Here is a 16468-nt window from a genome sequence, read left to right on the forward strand (position 1 = left end):
GCTGTGACAGCTCAACGCTATCACACAGGATGTCAGCGACCGGAGAAACGAGCTTTTCGCCGAGAAGTTTCTGGAAAACGTGAAACAGAGATCGTTGCTGTTGCTAGAGCTGCTGAATGCTTCCTGACTGCTACACTTTCACTTACCGTGATAGCTGTTTCAACTGCTGTTCCGGCGGCAGTGCGTGTCGCTGCAGTCTAGAATAGAACCTCGCCTGCGAAGACTCTTTGGAGGCCTCGTTCGGTGATAAGACGTAACGCTCCATCATCGTCAATTCCCTGACATGTTCCGCTGATTTCTCCGGTGGCATCGCGAACCGTGATGATTCGGCCAGATAAAAAGCAGCGTTCACGGAACCGGTAGATGAGAGTCGAGTCCCAATTGCCGATCGCTTCCAGTTCATGATTGATCGCATTCAGAATGGAAACAAGAACTTCGGTCAGGTCGCATTCCATTCCCCGGAGGTCGCATAATGAAATGGCCTTGTTGAGTAACTCCGGTGGGGCAGACTTCGTCGAGTTGTTGACGTTCACACCGATTCCTATCACGAGTTGCCCGGGGCGGTCAGCGGGGGCTTCCAGCAGGATGCCGCAAATCTTTCGCTCGTTGGCGTAGACGTCATTTGGCCACTTGAGCTGCATGCGGGTGTGGCAGTTGTGTGACTCCAGAGCGTTGCAGATGCCCAGGCCGGTCGCGAGAGAAATGAGCGGCCAACGTGCAGGCGGAATCGACCAATGGTCCGGACGAACCACGATTGAGAACGTCAGCGAGCCGGCTTGTGCCCACCAGCTATGTGCACCGCGACCACGTCCTCGTGTCTGAAAATTGGCCCCGATGACTCTCGGAAGTGAGTCATCCGGAAATGCATGTTGCATCGCGTAAGTGTTTGTCGAGTCGATGGTTTCGAACCACTCGACTTCTTTCGCGAATGTCTGCATCAGAATGTCGTCGCGTCGGATCATGATTGCGATGCGAGATAGTTGGAGAATTTTCGACCTGTGACAGGCATGGGAAGTGATGCCAGTTCAGGGAGAGTAACCCATTTGTATTCAATGTCGCTCAGATTGATACTCGGGAGCAACGGTTCCTGTGTTTCTGCAGTAAAGCAGAGCAGGCGAATGCGATATCTGGTGACGCTGTGCTTCAGCTCTTTAATCAGGACGGGAGTACCCGTTTTCACGGAACTCTGTTCCAATGATTTTTGCGACAATTCCTTGAGTAACAAGATGGAGATGAGCTTTTTGAGCGGTTCGTCTGCTTCGATGGCCTCGATAGGGAAACGGACAAAGTCCCACATCCCGGCCCAGCGTTCACCCGGTGTTCGTTTGCGAATGAAAAAGTGATCGTTGTGTTTGATTGCAACTGTCGCCTCGACGGTTGCGGTCACTTGGGGGCGCTGTTTTGGTGCCGGAATTTCGTGTTGGCGTCCCTCTGAGAAAGCTGTGCAATGCTGTGCGATCGGACATTTCTCGCAGTCAGGGGAAACGGGAGTGCAGACGAGTGATCCCAATTCCATCAGCGACTGGTTGAGTTGCCCAGCCTTGTCCGAGGGTTGCAGCTGCTCGGCGAATTTCCAGAGAAGATCCTGACCTGCTTTTGATCGGGGATCTCCATCGAATCCGAGCAAGCGGCAATAGAGTCGCAGTGTGTTTGCTTCAAGAATGGGGGCAGGGATGTCGTGCGAGAATGAACTGATCGCACCTGCGGTGTACCGACCAATGCCGGGGAGAGACTGAATTTCGTCGAGTTGCCGGGGGAAGACGCCAGCAAAGTCGTTCACGACTTTTTGAGCTGCCAGCCTGAGGTTTCTGCCTCGACTGTAGTATCCCAGTCCCTCCCAGTGTTGAAGGACATCGGACTCTGATGCACTTGCCAGAGATTGCAGGCTGGGAAAGCGAGCGAGAAAACGTTCGTAGTATGGGATAACTGCTTTGACTGTTGTCTGTTGCAGCATAATTTCGCTGATCCAGACACGATAAGGATCTTGCGATTCTCGCCAGGGGAGTGATCGCCCGTGTTTGGAAAACCAGCGGTTGAGTTTTTGGCGGAGGCTATTACGTGTCGCAGGTGGAAATTGTTCCAGCAACGGGTGAGAGTTGGTGGTTTGCTTTCCAGATGGTGTTCTCGGTGGCGACATAGATCGGATTTTACGAGCCGCTGTCGGGTTCTGACCAGACTGTAAACGTCAGTGGAGTGGGCGCTCGGCGTGTGAATTCAAATTTGCGCATAAAAAAAGCGGCCGACATAAATGTCTGGCCGCTCGTGTTTCCATTCTGCTGAAAGGTCGACCACCAATTGTGACGATCGACTTTTCGCACGAATCGAACTGCTTAGCGAGAGAGGAATGCCACCACGGCACCGACTTCGACTGGCAGGCTCACGTCGTCGAATGTTGGGAGCGACGTGACGATTGCTCGCAGTTCTTCTTTATCGTAGTTGACCCAGCTTGCGCTCTGGTCAATTCCTGATGACAGTTCTGCATAGAACTTCTTCAGGTTTGGACGGTTCTTTACGGTGATAACGTCACCTGCGTTGACCTGATATGATGGTCGGTCGACACGACGGCCGTTCACAAGGAAGTGACCGTGAACAATCCCTTGGCGAGACTGTGGACGGGTGCTTGTGAATCCAGCACGACGGACAACGTTGTCCAAGCGGCGTTCGCAAAGGATCATCAGGTTTTCCCCGGTGTTCCCTTTCATACGCTTCGCTTTGTCGAAGTATTTACGCAAGTTCTTTTCGCGAAGACCGAAATAGAACTTAATTTTTTGTTTTTCCGTCAGAGCTTGACCATAAATGCTGGTCTTGCGGCGACGTTGAGCCATACCAGGTGGGTATTCTTTCTTCTCAAACGCGCGGACTGCCCCTGCGTTTTCGAAGACTTGAAATCCAAGGCGGCGATTAATACGCGCTTTTGGTCCGGTGTAACGACCCATCGACTCAGTATCCTGGTGGCGTCAAAAACGAGACTTCAGACAATACGACACTCCCCGCCAGACGGGGAACGGGAGACTATGACGTGTGCGGTGGCATCCGTCAAGGGTCTCCCAAGGAGGACGAATCGTATTTTCTTGCGCAGCTTCTGAATGCGGATTCGGCTGAATGTGCCGATCATGCTGCTGGACGTGCAGCTTTGGCTGGAAGAATTTTAAAGGTGTTGTAAGTGAAGTGGTGTAAGCGACTTGCGGGTTTTGGAGGATTCTTTTGGTTTTGATTAAAGTCGAGAATCCCGGCATTCGTGGGCTGAGACTTGAGTAAAAGCTCTAGGAATCAGGAAGTTTTCCGAATAGAACCAGCCCACCACCGTGACTGGAATTCTCCGGTCCCACCTGCCTTTCGTGTTTTTCCTTCCCAAACATTTCTTCCGACGGTCAGAGTTCTTCTGACTCGCTCGAATGAAACCCATATTGCGCGTCCCTCGATTCAGGAGTTCTTCGATGACGAAGGACATGACTTTTCCACTCAATAGCACTTGTGCTGGCGTTGCAGTGAATGCTGGTCGCCTGAATCTTCATAGGAATCGATCCATGACCAAATCCGGCATTACCTTTTGTCTTCTGTGGGGACTTGTTGGACTCACTGGTTGCCAAGGTTTGGGGACAGGCTTCGGGGGACCACGTTCCAAGTTGCGTCAGACACAGTTACAGGCTTTGAATGCCTATAACCGTAGTCAGATGTTGCAAGTGGAGTTGGGGTCTGCCCAGCAGATGGCCGCGCAGTTGTCTTCTGAGAAGATGATGGCCGAATCACATGCCGCAGATCTTGAAGGGAAGTTGGCCATCGCGAATGAGCGATTGACGAACCTGGCAAGCGAGCGATCGAAGCTTCATGATGAATATCGTAACCTGTTGACGAATCTGCCGTCTCCAGATGGGAATCGTCCGAATCGAAGCTTTGAGGAACTGTGTCGCAAGTACCCACAGTTTGAGTTCGACCCGATTACTGGAGTCAGCCGGTTTAACGCAGAGATCAGTTTTGAAAGCGGAAGTAACGAGTTGAGCCCTGAGGGGTATCGAGCCTTGCAGGAGTTCGCGAGTATTATGAACGGGGCAGACGCCAGACAGTTTAATATCCTCGTGGTAGGACATACTGATGACGAGTCAGTTGTGCGACCTGAAACTCGGGCAAAGCACGAAACAAACTGGGAGCTCTCTGCACACCGGGCGACTGCAGTTGTTCGGCAACTTGCCAAGGTCGGCGTTGCTGAACCGAGAATGGGTGTTGCGGGATACAATAAGTTCCAGCCGGTTGCCCCGAATGTGAATGCTGGTTCGAAAGCCAAGAATCGTCGGGTTGAACTGTTTGTTCTTGCTCCAGATGCTTCAATTGCAAGCCGAGAGAATTCGATGTCGATGAAATAGTATCGAAGGTTTGCCCGCCTGCCGGTGGAGCTACTGTCGACCTGTTCGGTTTGTATACTGATTGTGATGCAAAGCGACTGGTTCTTGCCTGTGAAAATCGCAATGCCGTGGGAGTCGTTTCGACAACTTCCGCGGCATCCTGCGTATCGGTATGAATATCGTGGCGAGCAAGCTCTCATTTCCGGGCGTCCGCATTATTTGCATTGTTGGCGAGAGACGAATTTCGCCGCGAATTTCACCGAGGGTGAAGCCGCACCGGAGCTTCCAGATTCTCTCCCGATCCTGAAGTCGCTCGGATTGAAACTTGTCCGTTGGGATCAAGGGACAAGCACCGGGGAGCAGAAAGATTCTTTGCTGGAGTTGTTTCGCGAGTCCTTTTCTCAGTCCGCTCCATTTTGTGCTTTGGATCAAGGGATGCAGGATGCGGCGACGCTTGATCTGCTGGGGGGATCCTTGGTTGGGGGCTCTGGATACCCTGTGAACGACTCAAGTTTTGCGATTTGTGAGGAAGAATCGGACCGGCCAGTGGCTGTGATTCAAGTGACACTTGTTTCTCCCGGCGACTGGTCTGATTTTACCGATTCGAATTGGCAGGTACCCGTGCCGAGAGACCCCTTAAAATCGTGCTGGGGGCATGCGCATTTGACCTGGATTTTTATTTCCCCTCGCTGGCAGCGTCGCGGGCTTGGTCAAGTCCTTCTAATGAATTCGCTCAGCTCCCTTAAATCGTTAGGGTACGGAAAACTCTTTAGTACGTTCCTGCTGGGGGATCATGCCAGCATGTTGTGGCACTGGAAGCAGGGGTTTCAGTTGTTGCCATCGATCTCTGGAGGGCGGTTTCGCTAAGTCCCGCCGGAGCCGATCATGAAGAGAGAGCGGGGGTTATTCAGATTTTTTGTAGTGACTGGACACTGACGTCGGAAGACTCGAAACTGCAATATCATGGCGGATGGTCTGTTGCTGAGAGCCGTGTGCTCTTTCCAATGCCCGCTTGCGGCAGCTTTGCTGGAAGTTCTGTTTCCTCGGAGCCTGTCCTGTTACATGTGTTGAATTTGGTCAAAATCAATTAGAGATGGTGTCGACAATGGCGCAACCGATTCGAGTCGCGATCACAGGAGCAGCTGGCAATATTGGTTATGCACTGGCATTTCGTATCGCCAGTGGTGAAGTGTTCGGGCCTGATCAGCCAGTCCACCTGAACCTGGTTGAAGTTCCGCCAGTAATGAAACCACTGGTTGGTGTTGAAATGGAAATGGACGACTGCGCCTTTCCAACACTGGTCGGTGTCAGCCGCCATGACAGCGATCACCTCGAAGAAGGCTTCGGGGATTGCAACTGGATTCTCTGCGTCGGTAGCGTCCCACGGAAGGCCGGGATGGAACGCGGTGATTTGATTCGCGTCAACGGTCCGATCTTCACTAACACCGGACGTGCGATTCAGGCTGCTGCTGCAAAAGACGTTCGCATTGTTGTGGTTGGAAACCCATGTAATACCAACTGCCTCATTGCAATGAACAACGCTCCAGAGGTCCCACGTGATCGCTGGTTCGCGATGACCATGCTCGACGAAAACCGTGCAAAGTCACAGCTCGCCAAGAAAGCTGGTCACCTCGTTCGAGACGTTAAGAACGTCGCAATCTGGGGGAACCACTCAGCAACTCAATACCCTGACTTCTACCACGCAACAATCGCTGGAAAGCCAGCTGTTGAAGCTGTGAACGATGACACCTGGTTGCACAACGAGTTCGTTCCAATCGTGCAGAAGCGCGGTGCCGCTGTAATCGAAGCTCGCGGAGCAAGCAGTGCAGCCAGTGCTGCTAACGCTGTGATCGACACCGTCAAGGGAATCATCACTCCAACTGCCGCTGGCGATTGCTTCAGTGCTGCTGTTTGCAGCGACGGAAGCTATGGGATCGACGAAGGTCTGATCTTCGGCTTCCCGCTGACCAGCGATGGCAAGAACGTCAGTATTATTCAAGGCCAGGAGCACAACGACTTCGCAAAGGCCAAGATTCAGGTGACTCTCGATGAGTTGCGTTCAGAACGCGACACCGTGAAAGACCTCCTGAAGTAAACAGGTTTTGCCTGTTGCTTCAATTTGAATGAACGTTGAATAAGCGAAAGTGCCCGTGCGAAAGTGCGGGCACTTTTGTGTTAAAGGTTGATGAATTCACACTGACTTCGAGGCGTTTACAGAGTCCCGTTGATCGCTCGTTGTTATGCTTCCAGCTGTGCTGTCCCGAGGCGGGGCGAATTTCGCCTGTGGTGACGGTGAGTTTCATTGAATGCAGTGGACTTCCCGGGGCGTTAGACCGTCTGGGAGTCGCGACTGGGATGGACGCAGGAGGAGACGTGATGCGTTGGCTTGTCCGGGTGAGTTCTGTTTTCGTATGCGCTGTTTCTTGTGGTTTCCTGATTTGTTCTTCGCTGAAGGCAGATGCTCCGATGGGAAAGAAACGTCCGTTTGTGATTGCTCACCGTGGAGCATCAGGGTACCTCCCCGAGCATACTCTGGAAGCGAAAGCACTGGCTCATGCTCAGCGGGCAGAATACCTCGAACAGGACGTCGTGCTGACGAAAGATGATGTTCCGGTCGTTCTGCATGACATTCATCTCGATACGATTTCGAATGTCGCGGAACTGTTCCCCGGCCGTGCACGGTCTGATGGGCGATTTTATGCGATTGATTTTACTGTCGATGAGATTCGTCAATTAAACGCTTCGGAGCGATTCAATCACAAAACGGGAGAAGCGGTATTCCCGAATCGGTTTCCGCCTCACAAGTCGCGGTTTCAGATTCCGACACTGGAAGAAGAGATTCAATTCATTCAGGGATTGAACAAATCAACTGGCCGAGTTGCCGGGATCTATCCAGAGATTAAGCAGCCGACGTTTCATGCGAAAGAAGGAAAGGACATCTGCAAAATCATCGTCGATGTCCTGCACCGCAATGGCTACAAGACCAAAGAAGACCCATGCTTCATTCAATGCTTTGAAGAAGAGCACCTCCGACGCGTACGTGAAGAATTGCGTTGCCAGTTGCGCTTAATCCAACTTCTGGACGGCAAAGCTTGCGACGCGGCAATGAAGTCACCAGCAGCGATGGTTGAAGCCATGAATCGTTATGCGAGTTTCGCTGATGGCGTTGGACCATATCTCACGGCTGTGCTTCCACCAGCGGCAGGTTCTCCGGAAACGCATCCGTTCCCGGAGACTGGTTACAAGACAAGCCTGCTCGTGGATGGAGCACACGCCGCGAAGCTGGAGGTTCACCCTTGGACTTGTCGGGAAGATGAACTTCCGAAACATTTCAAGTCGTCCAGTGATTTGCATCGAGATCTGGTGCAGGTGGGAATCGACGGAGTCTTCTCTGACTTCCCTGGGCCGACCCGAGCTTATTTCACTACGTTTACTGAGTGATTCTGTCGTGCTACGACGCGGCTTCTGGTGTAACGGGAGCGAGTTCTATTTGTCGTTTTCGCTCGACGATGATGCCTAATAGAAGTGTCGCGATTGCACAGAATGCGATTGTGCAGGCCATGGGAGCCGCGGTGCCATTGTCAAGAAGTCCGACGATGGCGCCGGCTCCTGAGCCAATCAGAAACTGCAGTGTGCCGTAGAGTGCCGATGCGACTCCTGCTTGTTTGGGAAACGGAGCCATGACAGCAGCGGTGGCGTTCGGCAGAATCAATCCCAGGCTGGTGAGGCACAGGAACATCCCCAGCATGAAGAGTGGTGGACCGCCGAACCCGGTTGCCGCCAGAATCGGGAGCATGATTCCTACGAGAAGGTTTCCGGTCATTGCAGCCAGCAAAATCGTGTGGGTGCTGAATCGTTGTGTCAGCCAGCGATTCACCTGAGCAATCCCGATCAGACCAATCGCGTTCGCTGCGAATGCGATCGAAAACAGATGCGGCGGCATTTCGAAAATTTGCATGAAGATCGTCGGAGCTGACGAGACGTAGGCGAAGATCTGCCCCAGTGCGAAACTTCCAGCCAGTGCATAGCCCATGAAACGAAAGTTCACCAGCAGGCCAAGGTACTGTTGAGTTATGGCTTTCACGTTAAGGGGAGAACGTTGCGATTTTGGATGAGTTTCGGGAAGTTCGAAAATCGCAAAGCACCAGCAGATCAGGCTGAACAGTGCGATCGCATAAAAGATGATCTGCCAGTCCCCGAACTGCATTAACCATGCTCCCAGAGAAGGGGAGATGATGGGGGCGATGCCGATGACAAGCATCAGCATGGAATAGACGCGAGCTGATTCTTTCTCGTTAAACGAGTCTCGGACGATTGCTCTTGCGATGACCATCCCGGTGGAGCCTGCCAGTCCCATCACAAAACGGGCGGCAATCAGTGACTGAATGCTGGTGGCAAACGCACAGACCAGCGATGCGATCGCGAAAGCCGCGGTTCCTAGCAACAGAGGAATGCGTCGGCCGAAGCGGTCTGAGAGCGGACCGAACAGGATCTGCCCCATTCCAAGACCAGCCAGAAACATGGCGAGTGTGAGTTGAGCCGATCCACTGGGAGCCTGCAGCGACTGTTCAATCTGCGGAAACGCAGGTAGATACATGTCGATTCCCAACGGGCCAAACGCATCGACCAAACCGAGAAGCAGGATGAAACGGAAGGCCGATCGATACGGGGCCGCAGATCGTGATGGAGCAGAGGGTGCCGGTTCGTTTACGAACTCGGAGGCGGCGCCATGAGACATTGAAGGTGACTGCTTTCAGCGGGACAACAAATCGGAATGAGAAACACTTCAGGCCAGAACATTCATTCAGGTCTGCATGCAGGCTGAATCAATCCCGCATGAGAAGCATTTGTTGATCTGCATCGTGTTTGGTTCGCGAAATATCGCCGTCATTTCGTGAGGAAGAGTGAGCAAATTATGTCCTTACGTCACGACTTGGCAATGCGAGGATCTTGAATTCTCATAACTTTGGCCATTGGACAGGTACGATCCCGGAATTCTCCTGAGGAGGCCGGTTTGTGATATTAACGAGCTCTTATTCTTTGATTTGAGCGGTGCGTAACATTAAAGTGTCGCTCGGAGATTCACTTCAACGGTTGAGACTTTGTTCATACGTGCCAGTGATCGCCATATCGTTTCATAAAGCGGCTTAGAAAGAATCTGATGTCATTGAAACAACGATTGGCTGCTGTTCTGATCTGGAGCTGGCCAGTGTTGTTCTGGCTGTCTCCGATGTCAGTCGCTCAGGAACCACAGAAGCAGGAGTCTGCCCGCGTTGAGACTGCAGCTGATAAGGCGGCAGCTCCCGAAACCGCAGCCGCCGATGCTCCGGTCGATTCGGACTACGATGTTCAGGGCGAATATCTCACAGCAGTGCAACCTGATGCTGGAACAGGAATCGTCAAAGGGGTTCAGGTCGTTGCACAGGGAGACGGACTCTTTCGAATCGTGATCTATACGGGAGGACTTCCCGGTGCTGGTTGGAATGGAACCGTCCCACAAATTGTCGATGAAGAGGATGCGACTGGCGTCGAGGAACTGCTGAAAGGGATGCGTGCGGCGAAAACCGTTCGTGTCAGCCCGACGATGGGCGCTGCTCCACCGCATGGGGCGATGGTCCTTTTCGATGGGACGGCAGACTCGTTGTCACATCACTGGGCACCCGGCGCGAAGCTGACTTCTGGGAATCTGTTGGCCAGCGGCGCGAAGACAATCGAGTTGTTTCAGGATTATCGTTTGCATCTGGAGTTTCGAATTCCCTTCATGCCAGAGGCTCGTGGTCAGGCCCGAGGAAACAGTGGCGTGTATCATCAGGGACGCTATGAAACGCAGGTGTTGGATTCGTTTGGTCTGGAAGGGGCGAACAACGAAACCGGAGCGATTTATGGCGTGAGAAAACCGGACGTCAACGTTTGTTTTCCACCAATGGTCTGGCAGACGTACGACATCGATTTCACTGCTGCCCGTTTTGATTCTGCCGGGAAAAAACTTTCTGATGCTCGCCTGACTGTTCAACTCAACGGAGTGATTGTTCAGCGTGATGTCACCGTTGCGAATGTCACTCGTGCTGCTCCGTTAAAAGAGGGGGCGACGGGTGGTCCATTGTACTTGCAGGATCATGGCAATCCCGTTGAATACCGCAATATCTGGATTCTTCCACGTGATGCTGATCAGGAAGCCCGACGCCCGCGAATTGTGGGGTTCGAGCGTTTTCAAAGTACAGAGGCACCCTCGATTGATGGGGGGCTGGTGTTGCTTGGAGAATTGGGATGTGTGAATTGCCATCAAGCCGATCAAGCTCAGCAGCGGGACATTCTCAATAAGCAGTCGCCGATTCTGAGTGCAGTTGGTGGTCGCGTACGTGCTGAGTGGATGGCAAAATTTCTGACTGACCCGCACGGGTATAAAGCCGGAACCACAATGCCGGATCTGCTCTCAGGGATGAGTGAGGCGGATCGAGATGAAACGGTAACGGCGCTGACACAATTTCTCGCATCGACTGGAGTCTTGAAGGACAGCAATCCTGACCAGAAGAAAGCCATCGCCGGGAAAAAGCTGTTTGAAACAGTGGGATGTCTGGCGTGCCACGCTCCATTGGAGGGCAGTTCGCTTCCGCAGGTGACATCTGTTCCATTGGGCGATCTCTCTGCGAAGTATTCAATCAGCAGTCTCGCCCAGTTTCTGCGAGAACCGCATGTCTCGCGTCCTTCCTTGCGCATGCCGTCTCTGCATCTGAACGTGACGGAAGCAGAGTTGATTGCGAATGCGTTACTGGTGAACGGACTGGAAGCGTTGAAACCGAACGTCCGCTATCAGGTCTATTATGGTCGCTGGGAAGAATTGCCAGATTTTGATCAGCTGAAGCCGGATAAAGAAGGGACCTGCGTTGGTTTTGATCTCAGCGTGGCCGGACGTGCCGATAACTTCGGCATTCGATTCGACGCCTTCCTCCCTGATCAGCATCGAGGTGCTTATGTCTTTGCTTTGGGCTCGGATGATGGAGCACGAATCTCGCTTGATGGGGATGTGATTCTGGAGACCCCTGGGATTCATCCGGTGCAGATGAAGGAACGAACAGCCCGATTCGAAGAACGGCCGGTGCATACCATTCGCGTTGATTATTTCGAAGCGAAGGGGGAAGAAGATCTGGTTGTCATGTTTGGGCGTCAGGGATCGCCGCTGGAGTATCTGGCAGATTACCTTGTGTTGACTGAAGACGCCGCCCGGAAGCCTGCTTCTGCTGGAGAGGTGGCTCAGCGAAATAAACTGACTCCAGATGCAGATCTGATCGCCAAAGGCCAAAAGGCATTCACCACGTTGGGATGTGCGAATTGCCATCAGGTGAAGCAGGGCGAGAAGGCTCTGGCTTCCTCGTATTCGGCTAAACCTCTCTCTGCTTTACGATTATCTGGAGGATGCCTGGAAGCGGGATCAACACCGGTTTCGGCTGGGGTTCCGCGTTTCGAACTGACATCGCATCAAGTCGCTCATCTGAAGCTGGCACTTGAAGGGTTGCAGTCCTCGATCAAACGAACTCCGCAACAGAAGATTCATCAGACTCTCACATCGATGAATTGTCTGGCATGTCATGATCGGCAAGGGATCGGCGGCCCTGAGTCTGTTCGTAATGAATTATTTATCTCGACTCAACCAGAGATGGGGGACGAAGGCCGTTTACCGCCAACGTTGAATGGAATCGGGGACAAACTTCAGGATCAATGGTTGAAGACTGTTCTCGACAAAGGAGCAAGGACTCGACCTTATATGCTGACTCGGATGCCGGCGTTTGGTGGGGCAAATACAGGGCATTTGTTGAAGCCGTTGATCGATGCAGATCGGAGAACGGGAGAACAACTTGCGACCTTCAGTGAACCTGAGATTCGTGTGAAGTCGACGGGTCGACATCTCGTCGGGAATGGCGGGTTGGGTTGCATCAAGTGTCATACGTTTGGGGATAAGAAGTCGTCTGGGATTCAGGCGATTTCTATGACTGAGATGACGTCACGTCTGCGCGAAGACTGGTTCTTGCGGTATGTCTATGACCCTCAGAAGTATCGCCCGGGAACTCGCATGCCGACGGGGTTTCCGAATGGGGAAGCAGTCGTCAAAGATGTCTATCACGGATCGAACCAGCAGCAGATTTCCGCGATCTGGAAGTATCTTTCCGATGGAAACAAGGCTGGTCTGCCGGATGGCCTCGTCGCTCAACTGATTGAGTTGAAGCCGGAGAAAGAGCCGATCATCTATCGCAACTTTATTCAGGGGGTATCGCCGCGAGCGATTGCCGTCGGCTACCCTGAAAAGGTGAATCTAGCCTGGGATGCGAATGATCTTTGTTTGAAGCTGATCTGGCACAATCGCTTTCTGGATGCGGCGATGCACTGGTCAGGTCGCGGAACCGGGAGTCAGGCGCCTCTGGGGGACCATGTTCTTAACTTTGAACCGCAGATTCCGTTTGCAGTGTTGGCAAATCGAGATACTGCATGGCCTACGCAATCTCCATGGCAGCAACCAGGTTTTCAGTTTCAAGGCTATCAGCTTGATGAACTGGGACGCCCGACATTCCGCTATCAGACTCCTTTCGGAAAGATTGAAGACAAGCTGATTCCAGTTGCAAAGAATCAACAGGAAGGGGCATTCCGGCGTCAGTTGACCTGGATACCGGACAAGGGAGCGATCTCTGAAACCGCTGGTGCCGTGTACTTCAGAGCGGCTGTAGGCACTGACATCGAACAGATCGAGAATGGATTCAAAGTCGACAAGAGTCTTACCATTCGCGTGTCCGGGGGAGACCAGCCGATCCTCAGGAAGCAAGGGGATCGAGTTGAGGTTCTGGTTCCACTGCAATCCACTGCAGGGGGAGCAGTCGTGGTCTCGCAGGAGATTGACTGGTAGAGCAGATTGTCACCGAGTCGTATATACTGGCTCTGCTGACTTCAATTGCAGGAACGAAATGGCCGCACGTCAGGTGGGGCCATTTTTGTGTCCGTGCACTGAATGGGCGATGTGACCTGTTTCGAGTTCTGTTTCGTTTTGTTTAAAGGCTGGATTTGATGAACTCGGCGATTTTGTTGATAGCACACGGAAGTCGTCGTGCAGAAGCGAATGCGGATCTTGTGAAAGTCGCTGAACTGCTGCGTCCCCTGATTTCTGATCCGATCATCGAGATCGCGTATCTGGAACTCGCTGAACCATCGATCCCAGACGGATTGCAGCGGTGCGTAGAACGCGGCGCGACAGAGATTCGAATTCTGCCGTATTTCCTCTCAGCTGGCTCACACGTAGCTGAGGATCTCCGTCGGTTTCAGCATGACTTCAATCGTGAACATCCAGGCGTCACCTGTCAGCTGTCACCGCCGTTGGGGTTACATGCTGGTGTGATCGCCGCACTCGCTGCCAGACTGCAGGAAGACCTGTAGCCGACTGGGAAGTGGTGTCACAGAATCACTTTTTGAAAATGCTATGATCTGGAGAATTACTCTGCTGACTTGGACTGAATTTTCAGCGACTTGATGCGAAGCGGTCGCGGTCCATAACGGGTGTCATGAATCCCCAGAATGATCTGACCCTCGGTATAGCCGGGCAGAACCTGTTCTTCGAAGAGACGATGCCGACCGATGGTGAGCGTCAGCTTTTCATCGACGATCTGTAACTGGAATGGCTGTTCGCCTTTCCATTCGAATTTCGGAAACTCTTGGAAGCGGCCTTCAATCGCTTTGCCTCCGCGAAACTCGGTGATGAACCAGGGGCTGCCACTTTCTTTCATGGTGACATTGTGGATGGCGAAGCCACGGCCTTCATCCCAGCCGACAAGCATAAACCAGCCTCCGACACCCGCCTGTTCAATGACTCCGTCCAACTGGAACTCGTTGGCCCATGCAAGCTGAATCGCACCGTCGTTCCCGCTGACCGATTGCAGGTATCCATTCACAACCGCCCAGCGAGCATCGGACGAGAAATTGCCAAGGACAAACGGGTGTGATGGCTTCGGGCCTGTGAACTCCAGGTTGTGCAGCTCTTTCACGCGAAGGGATTTCGGGAATGTCCCCTGTGCTGCTTTTAGCCGGATTGGGGAGTAGATCACCTCCACCTTGGGTTTCGCGATGACACCTTCGAAGTCTTCTGGCTGGGCTCGCAGAAGGTCAGAGACACCGAAAAGCAGAATAAACGTGATTCCGTATTTGAGTGCAACGCGAGTCATCTGCGTGAGCCCTTGAGGTGACAACCATCTTCTGTGTCTGGTTTTAGAGCATTTCCAGAAATTCTGCAGCGTACCCGCTCGTGGAATTCAGCCTTTCTTATCGCAAGAAGACCATCGCCAGCTACATAACTCGGATGAGAATAGTTCGGGGGCGATTCGGTTTGCTTTGGTCAATCAACCAAATTCCTGCCTGTTCTTTCAGGGGGAATGCCACGTTTCCTGGTTTGGAACTCGTTTTGTGACAAGTGTTTATGATTTCATGTTTTTAGCCGGCACTGAGGCGTGAATGTGAAGGATAAAAGAACTTGACTCCTTGACTTTAATTTTCGAGGGCTATTATAGTCACAGTGGCATAGGTCGTATCCGATTCGAAGTGCTGGCAAATGAGTCGAAATGATTCATTTTGCAAGGCTCAATCGCGATGGGAGTTCTTTCAAGGGCTTCCAATCCCATCCAGTCACAGACATTAGCCTTCATCACGATGTATTTCTCTTGCGTTTGAAGGCTCCTTTTCACAATTCAAGTCACTTCCGGCTCTTGGGACGATCTCTGATACCGCGATGCATCACGTTCAATCGAATTTGATGTCTTCTCGGTTTGTTCATTTCTATTTCATGTCTTCTAGTTTTGGGAAAGGGGCCGTTGGTATGCGAAAACGAAGAAACGCATTCACGCTCATTGAATTGTTGGTGGTGATTGCGATCATCGCAATCTTGATTGCACTGTTGTTGCCGGCTGTGCAGCAGGCTCGCGAAGCCGCGAGAATGACCCAGTGCAGGAACAATCTGAAACAGCTGGGATTGGCGTTTCAGAACTATCACGACACCTACACGACATTCATGCCAGGTGGGTTCCAGACTGCGATCGCTTACCCAGTCGGTTGGGTTCCTCGCCTCTTCCCGTACATCGAGCAGGGAACTCGCATCAATGCGGCACAAGCTCTTGCCGGAACTGCAGATTTCTGGACAACCCGTTCTCCGTACCGATCACACAATCCTGAAAATCCGATCTATGGACCTGTTCCCGGGATGAGCTGCCCAAGTTCTTCACTCGGTGAAACGGCATCCGATCATCCTGTGTCTGCAAACTTTCCACATGCGACAGGCCAAGGGGCACTTCATTATCGTGCGAACGGTGGGTCAGCCGACGTCGACATGACGGCTGCTGCATCAAACCCATTCTCACGATCTGGCGTGATCTACCCTTACAGCAAGACCAGCCTCGGCAAGATTACTGACGGAACGTCCAACACGATTCTGCTGGGAGAAACCTCCGGCACTGATGGTTGGACAACAAACATGATCACCGGCTGGGGCGGTCTCAAGCCATGGGTCTTCGGGCACTTCTACTATGCCCCAGACAGCTTTTTGACCATCGACACCAAGGTCGTGAAGTTCCCAATCGGCTACCGCGGTGACTTCCTGCCAAACGAAACTCCATTCAAGAGTCAGCACGGCGGAGGAGGAGCAAACTTTGCCCTCTGTGACGGCAGTGTTCGCTTCATGTCACAGAACATGGATCTGCGAACTCTCAAGTCGCTGTCCACCCGCAGCAACGGGGAAGTGATTGGCGAGTTCTAAGTCGAAAATTTAACCAAGTGTCGAGTCTTTGCCGCATGAGAAATCGACTTACAGCTCGATTTCAAGCGGCGAGAATCGCCACACTGGTTACGTTTCGAACAGGTGAATTAAAGAGTCCAAGCCCGATGCTTGTCTGTCTGAGGGGACTCAGTGGCAGGGGTCGGGCTTCTTTGTTTCGGTGACATCGCTGTCGTTGGTGACGACTGAAGACCGATGACAGGATGTCAGTTTCTCTGCCTGCTTTGACAATATGAACGGTTGTTTGTTGCAGCCAGTTCGTCTCGAAATTTTCGGCAGCTTTGCCTGCTGTTTAAGTATCCAGTTTGAATTTTTGAATCCAATTTTTTGG

General features: G+C 52.5%; 12 protein-coding genes. 7 read left to right on the forward strand and 5 right to left on the reverse strand.

The window, feature by feature from the left end; translation table 11 throughout:
• Window positions 1–197: 197 nt before the first annotated feature.
• The 3 genes from SH527x_RS18215 to rpsD all read right to left on the reverse strand — a co-directional run bounded on the left by SH527x_RS18215 (window position 198) and on the right by rpsD (window position 2936).
• Complete coding sequence (locus SH527x_RS18215) at window positions 198–962, reverse strand: biotin--[acetyl-CoA-carboxylase] ligase (RefSeq protein WP_437192107.1); 765 nt, start codon at window positions 960–962, stop codon at window positions 198–200.
• On the reverse strand, window positions 959–2137 hold the full coding sequence (gene mutY / locus SH527x_RS18220; RefSeq protein WP_437192108.1) for an A/G-specific adenine glycosylase: 1179 nt from the start codon (window positions 2135–2137) through the stop codon (window positions 959–961). Before mutY ends, SH527x_RS18215 begins: the two co-directional genes overlap by 4 nt.
• 193 nt (window positions 2138–2330) lie before the next feature.
• A complete protein-coding gene (gene rpsD / locus SH527x_RS18225; protein WP_437192109.1) occupies window positions 2331–2936 on the reverse strand; it encodes a 30S ribosomal protein S4 in 606 nt (201 codons plus the stop codon).
• Window positions 2937–3527: 591 nt separating this feature from the next.
• Between rpsD and SH527x_RS18230 the strand changes: the two genes are divergently transcribed.
• From SH527x_RS18230 to glpQ, 4 genes are all read left to right on the forward strand, one after another.
• Window positions 3528–4361, forward strand: a complete 834-nt coding sequence (locus SH527x_RS18230) for an OmpA family protein (RefSeq protein ID WP_437192110.1) — start codon at window positions 3528–3530, stop codon at window positions 4359–4361.
• A gap of 102 nt (window positions 4362–4463) precedes the next feature.
• Window positions 4464–5207 (forward strand): GNAT family N-acetyltransferase, encoded by a 744-nt coding sequence (locus SH527x_RS18235; RefSeq protein ID WP_437192111.1) that lies wholly within the window; start codon window positions 4464–4466, stop codon window positions 5205–5207.
• A 238-nt stretch (window positions 5208–5445) separates the two neighbouring features.
• Window positions 5446–6435: a malate dehydrogenase gene (locus tag SH527x_RS18240; protein WP_437192112.1), complete on the forward strand. Its 990-nt coding sequence runs from the start codon at window positions 5446–5448 to the stop codon at window positions 6433–6435.
• Window positions 6436–6716: 281 nt separating this feature from the next.
• Entirely contained in the window at window positions 6717–7781 is a 1065-nt protein-coding gene (gene glpQ / locus SH527x_RS18245; RefSeq protein WP_437192113.1) for a glycerophosphodiester phosphodiesterase, read from the forward strand.
• Window positions 7782–7791: 10 nt separating this feature from the next.
• Here the strand turns inward: glpQ and SH527x_RS18250 are convergent, their stop codons facing one another.
• Window positions 7792–9078, reverse strand: a complete 1287-nt coding sequence (locus SH527x_RS18250) for a Bcr/CflA family multidrug efflux MFS transporter (RefSeq protein WP_437192114.1) — start codon at window positions 9076–9078, stop codon at window positions 7792–7794.
• 423 nt (window positions 9079–9501) lie between these two features.
• Between SH527x_RS18250 and SH527x_RS18255 the strand changes: the two genes are divergently transcribed.
• Together SH527x_RS18255 and SH527x_RS18260 are read left to right on the forward strand one after the other, a co-directional pair.
• Entirely contained in the window at window positions 9502–13233 is a 3732-nt protein-coding gene (locus tag SH527x_RS18255) for a family 16 glycoside hydrolase (protein ID WP_437192115.1), read from the forward strand.
• 158 nt (window positions 13234–13391) lie between these two features.
• Window positions 13392–13757 (forward strand): sirohydrochlorin chelatase, encoded by a 366-nt coding sequence (locus tag SH527x_RS18260; protein ID WP_437192116.1) that lies wholly within the window; start codon window positions 13392–13394, stop codon window positions 13755–13757.
• Window positions 13758–13813: 56 nt separating this feature from the next.
• On the opposite strand, the gene SH527x_RS18265 is transcribed toward SH527x_RS18260, so the two are convergent.
• Window positions 13814–14539, reverse strand: a complete 726-nt coding sequence (locus tag SH527x_RS18265) for a hypothetical protein (protein WP_437192117.1) — start codon at window positions 14537–14539, stop codon at window positions 13814–13816.
• 647 nt (window positions 14540–15186) lie between these two features.
• Between SH527x_RS18265 and SH527x_RS18270 the strand changes: the two genes are divergently transcribed.
• Window positions 15187–16119, forward strand: coding sequence for a DUF1559 domain-containing protein (locus tag SH527x_RS18270; protein WP_437192118.1), 933 nt, complete (start codon window positions 15187–15189; stop codon window positions 16117–16119).
• Window positions 16120–16468: the final 349 nt, after the last annotated feature.

It is taken from the genome of Planctomicrobium limosum (assembly GCF_051465645.1).
Lineage (GTDB): Bacteria > Planctomycetota > Planctomycetia > Planctomycetales > Planctomycetaceae > Planctomicrobium.

Excerpts from the sequence above, each read along its gene's own strand:
- SH527x_RS18215 (WP_437192107.1), bottom strand. The coding sequence starts at position 962 with ATGATCCGACGCGACGACATTCTGATGCAGACATTCGCGAAAGAAGTC.
- mutY (WP_437192108.1), bottom strand. The coding sequence starts at position 2,137 with ATGTCGCCACCGAGAACACCATCTGGAAAGCAAACCACCAACTCTCAC.
- rpsD (WP_437192109.1), bottom strand. The coding sequence starts at position 2,936 with ATGGGTCGTTACACCGGACCAAAAGCGCGTATTAATCGCCGCCTTGGA.
- SH527x_RS18230 (WP_437192110.1), top strand. The coding sequence starts at position 3,528 with ATGACCAAATCCGGCATTACCTTTTGTCTTCTGTGGGGACTTGTTGGA.
- SH527x_RS18235 (WP_437192111.1), top strand. The coding sequence starts at position 4,464 with ATGCCGTGGGAGTCGTTTCGACAACTTCCGCGGCATCCTGCGTATCGG.
- SH527x_RS18240 (WP_437192112.1), top strand. The coding sequence starts at position 5,446 with ATGGCGCAACCGATTCGAGTCGCGATCACAGGAGCAGCTGGCAATATT.
- glpQ (WP_437192113.1), top strand. The coding sequence starts at position 6,717 with ATGCGTTGGCTTGTCCGGGTGAGTTCTGTTTTCGTATGCGCTGTTTCT.
- SH527x_RS18250 (WP_437192114.1), bottom strand. The coding sequence starts at position 9,078 with ATGTCTCATGGCGCCGCCTCCGAGTTCGTAAACGAACCGGCACCCTCT.
- SH527x_RS18255 (WP_437192115.1), top strand. The coding sequence starts at position 9,502 with ATGTCATTGAAACAACGATTGGCTGCTGTTCTGATCTGGAGCTGGCCA.
- SH527x_RS18260 (WP_437192116.1), top strand. The coding sequence starts at position 13,392 with ATGAACTCGGCGATTTTGTTGATAGCACACGGAAGTCGTCGTGCAGAA.
- SH527x_RS18265 (WP_437192117.1), bottom strand. The coding sequence starts at position 14,539 with ATGACTCGCGTTGCACTCAAATACGGAATCACGTTTATTCTGCTTTTC.
- SH527x_RS18270 (WP_437192118.1), top strand. The coding sequence starts at position 15,187 with ATGCGAAAACGAAGAAACGCATTCACGCTCATTGAATTGTTGGTGGTG.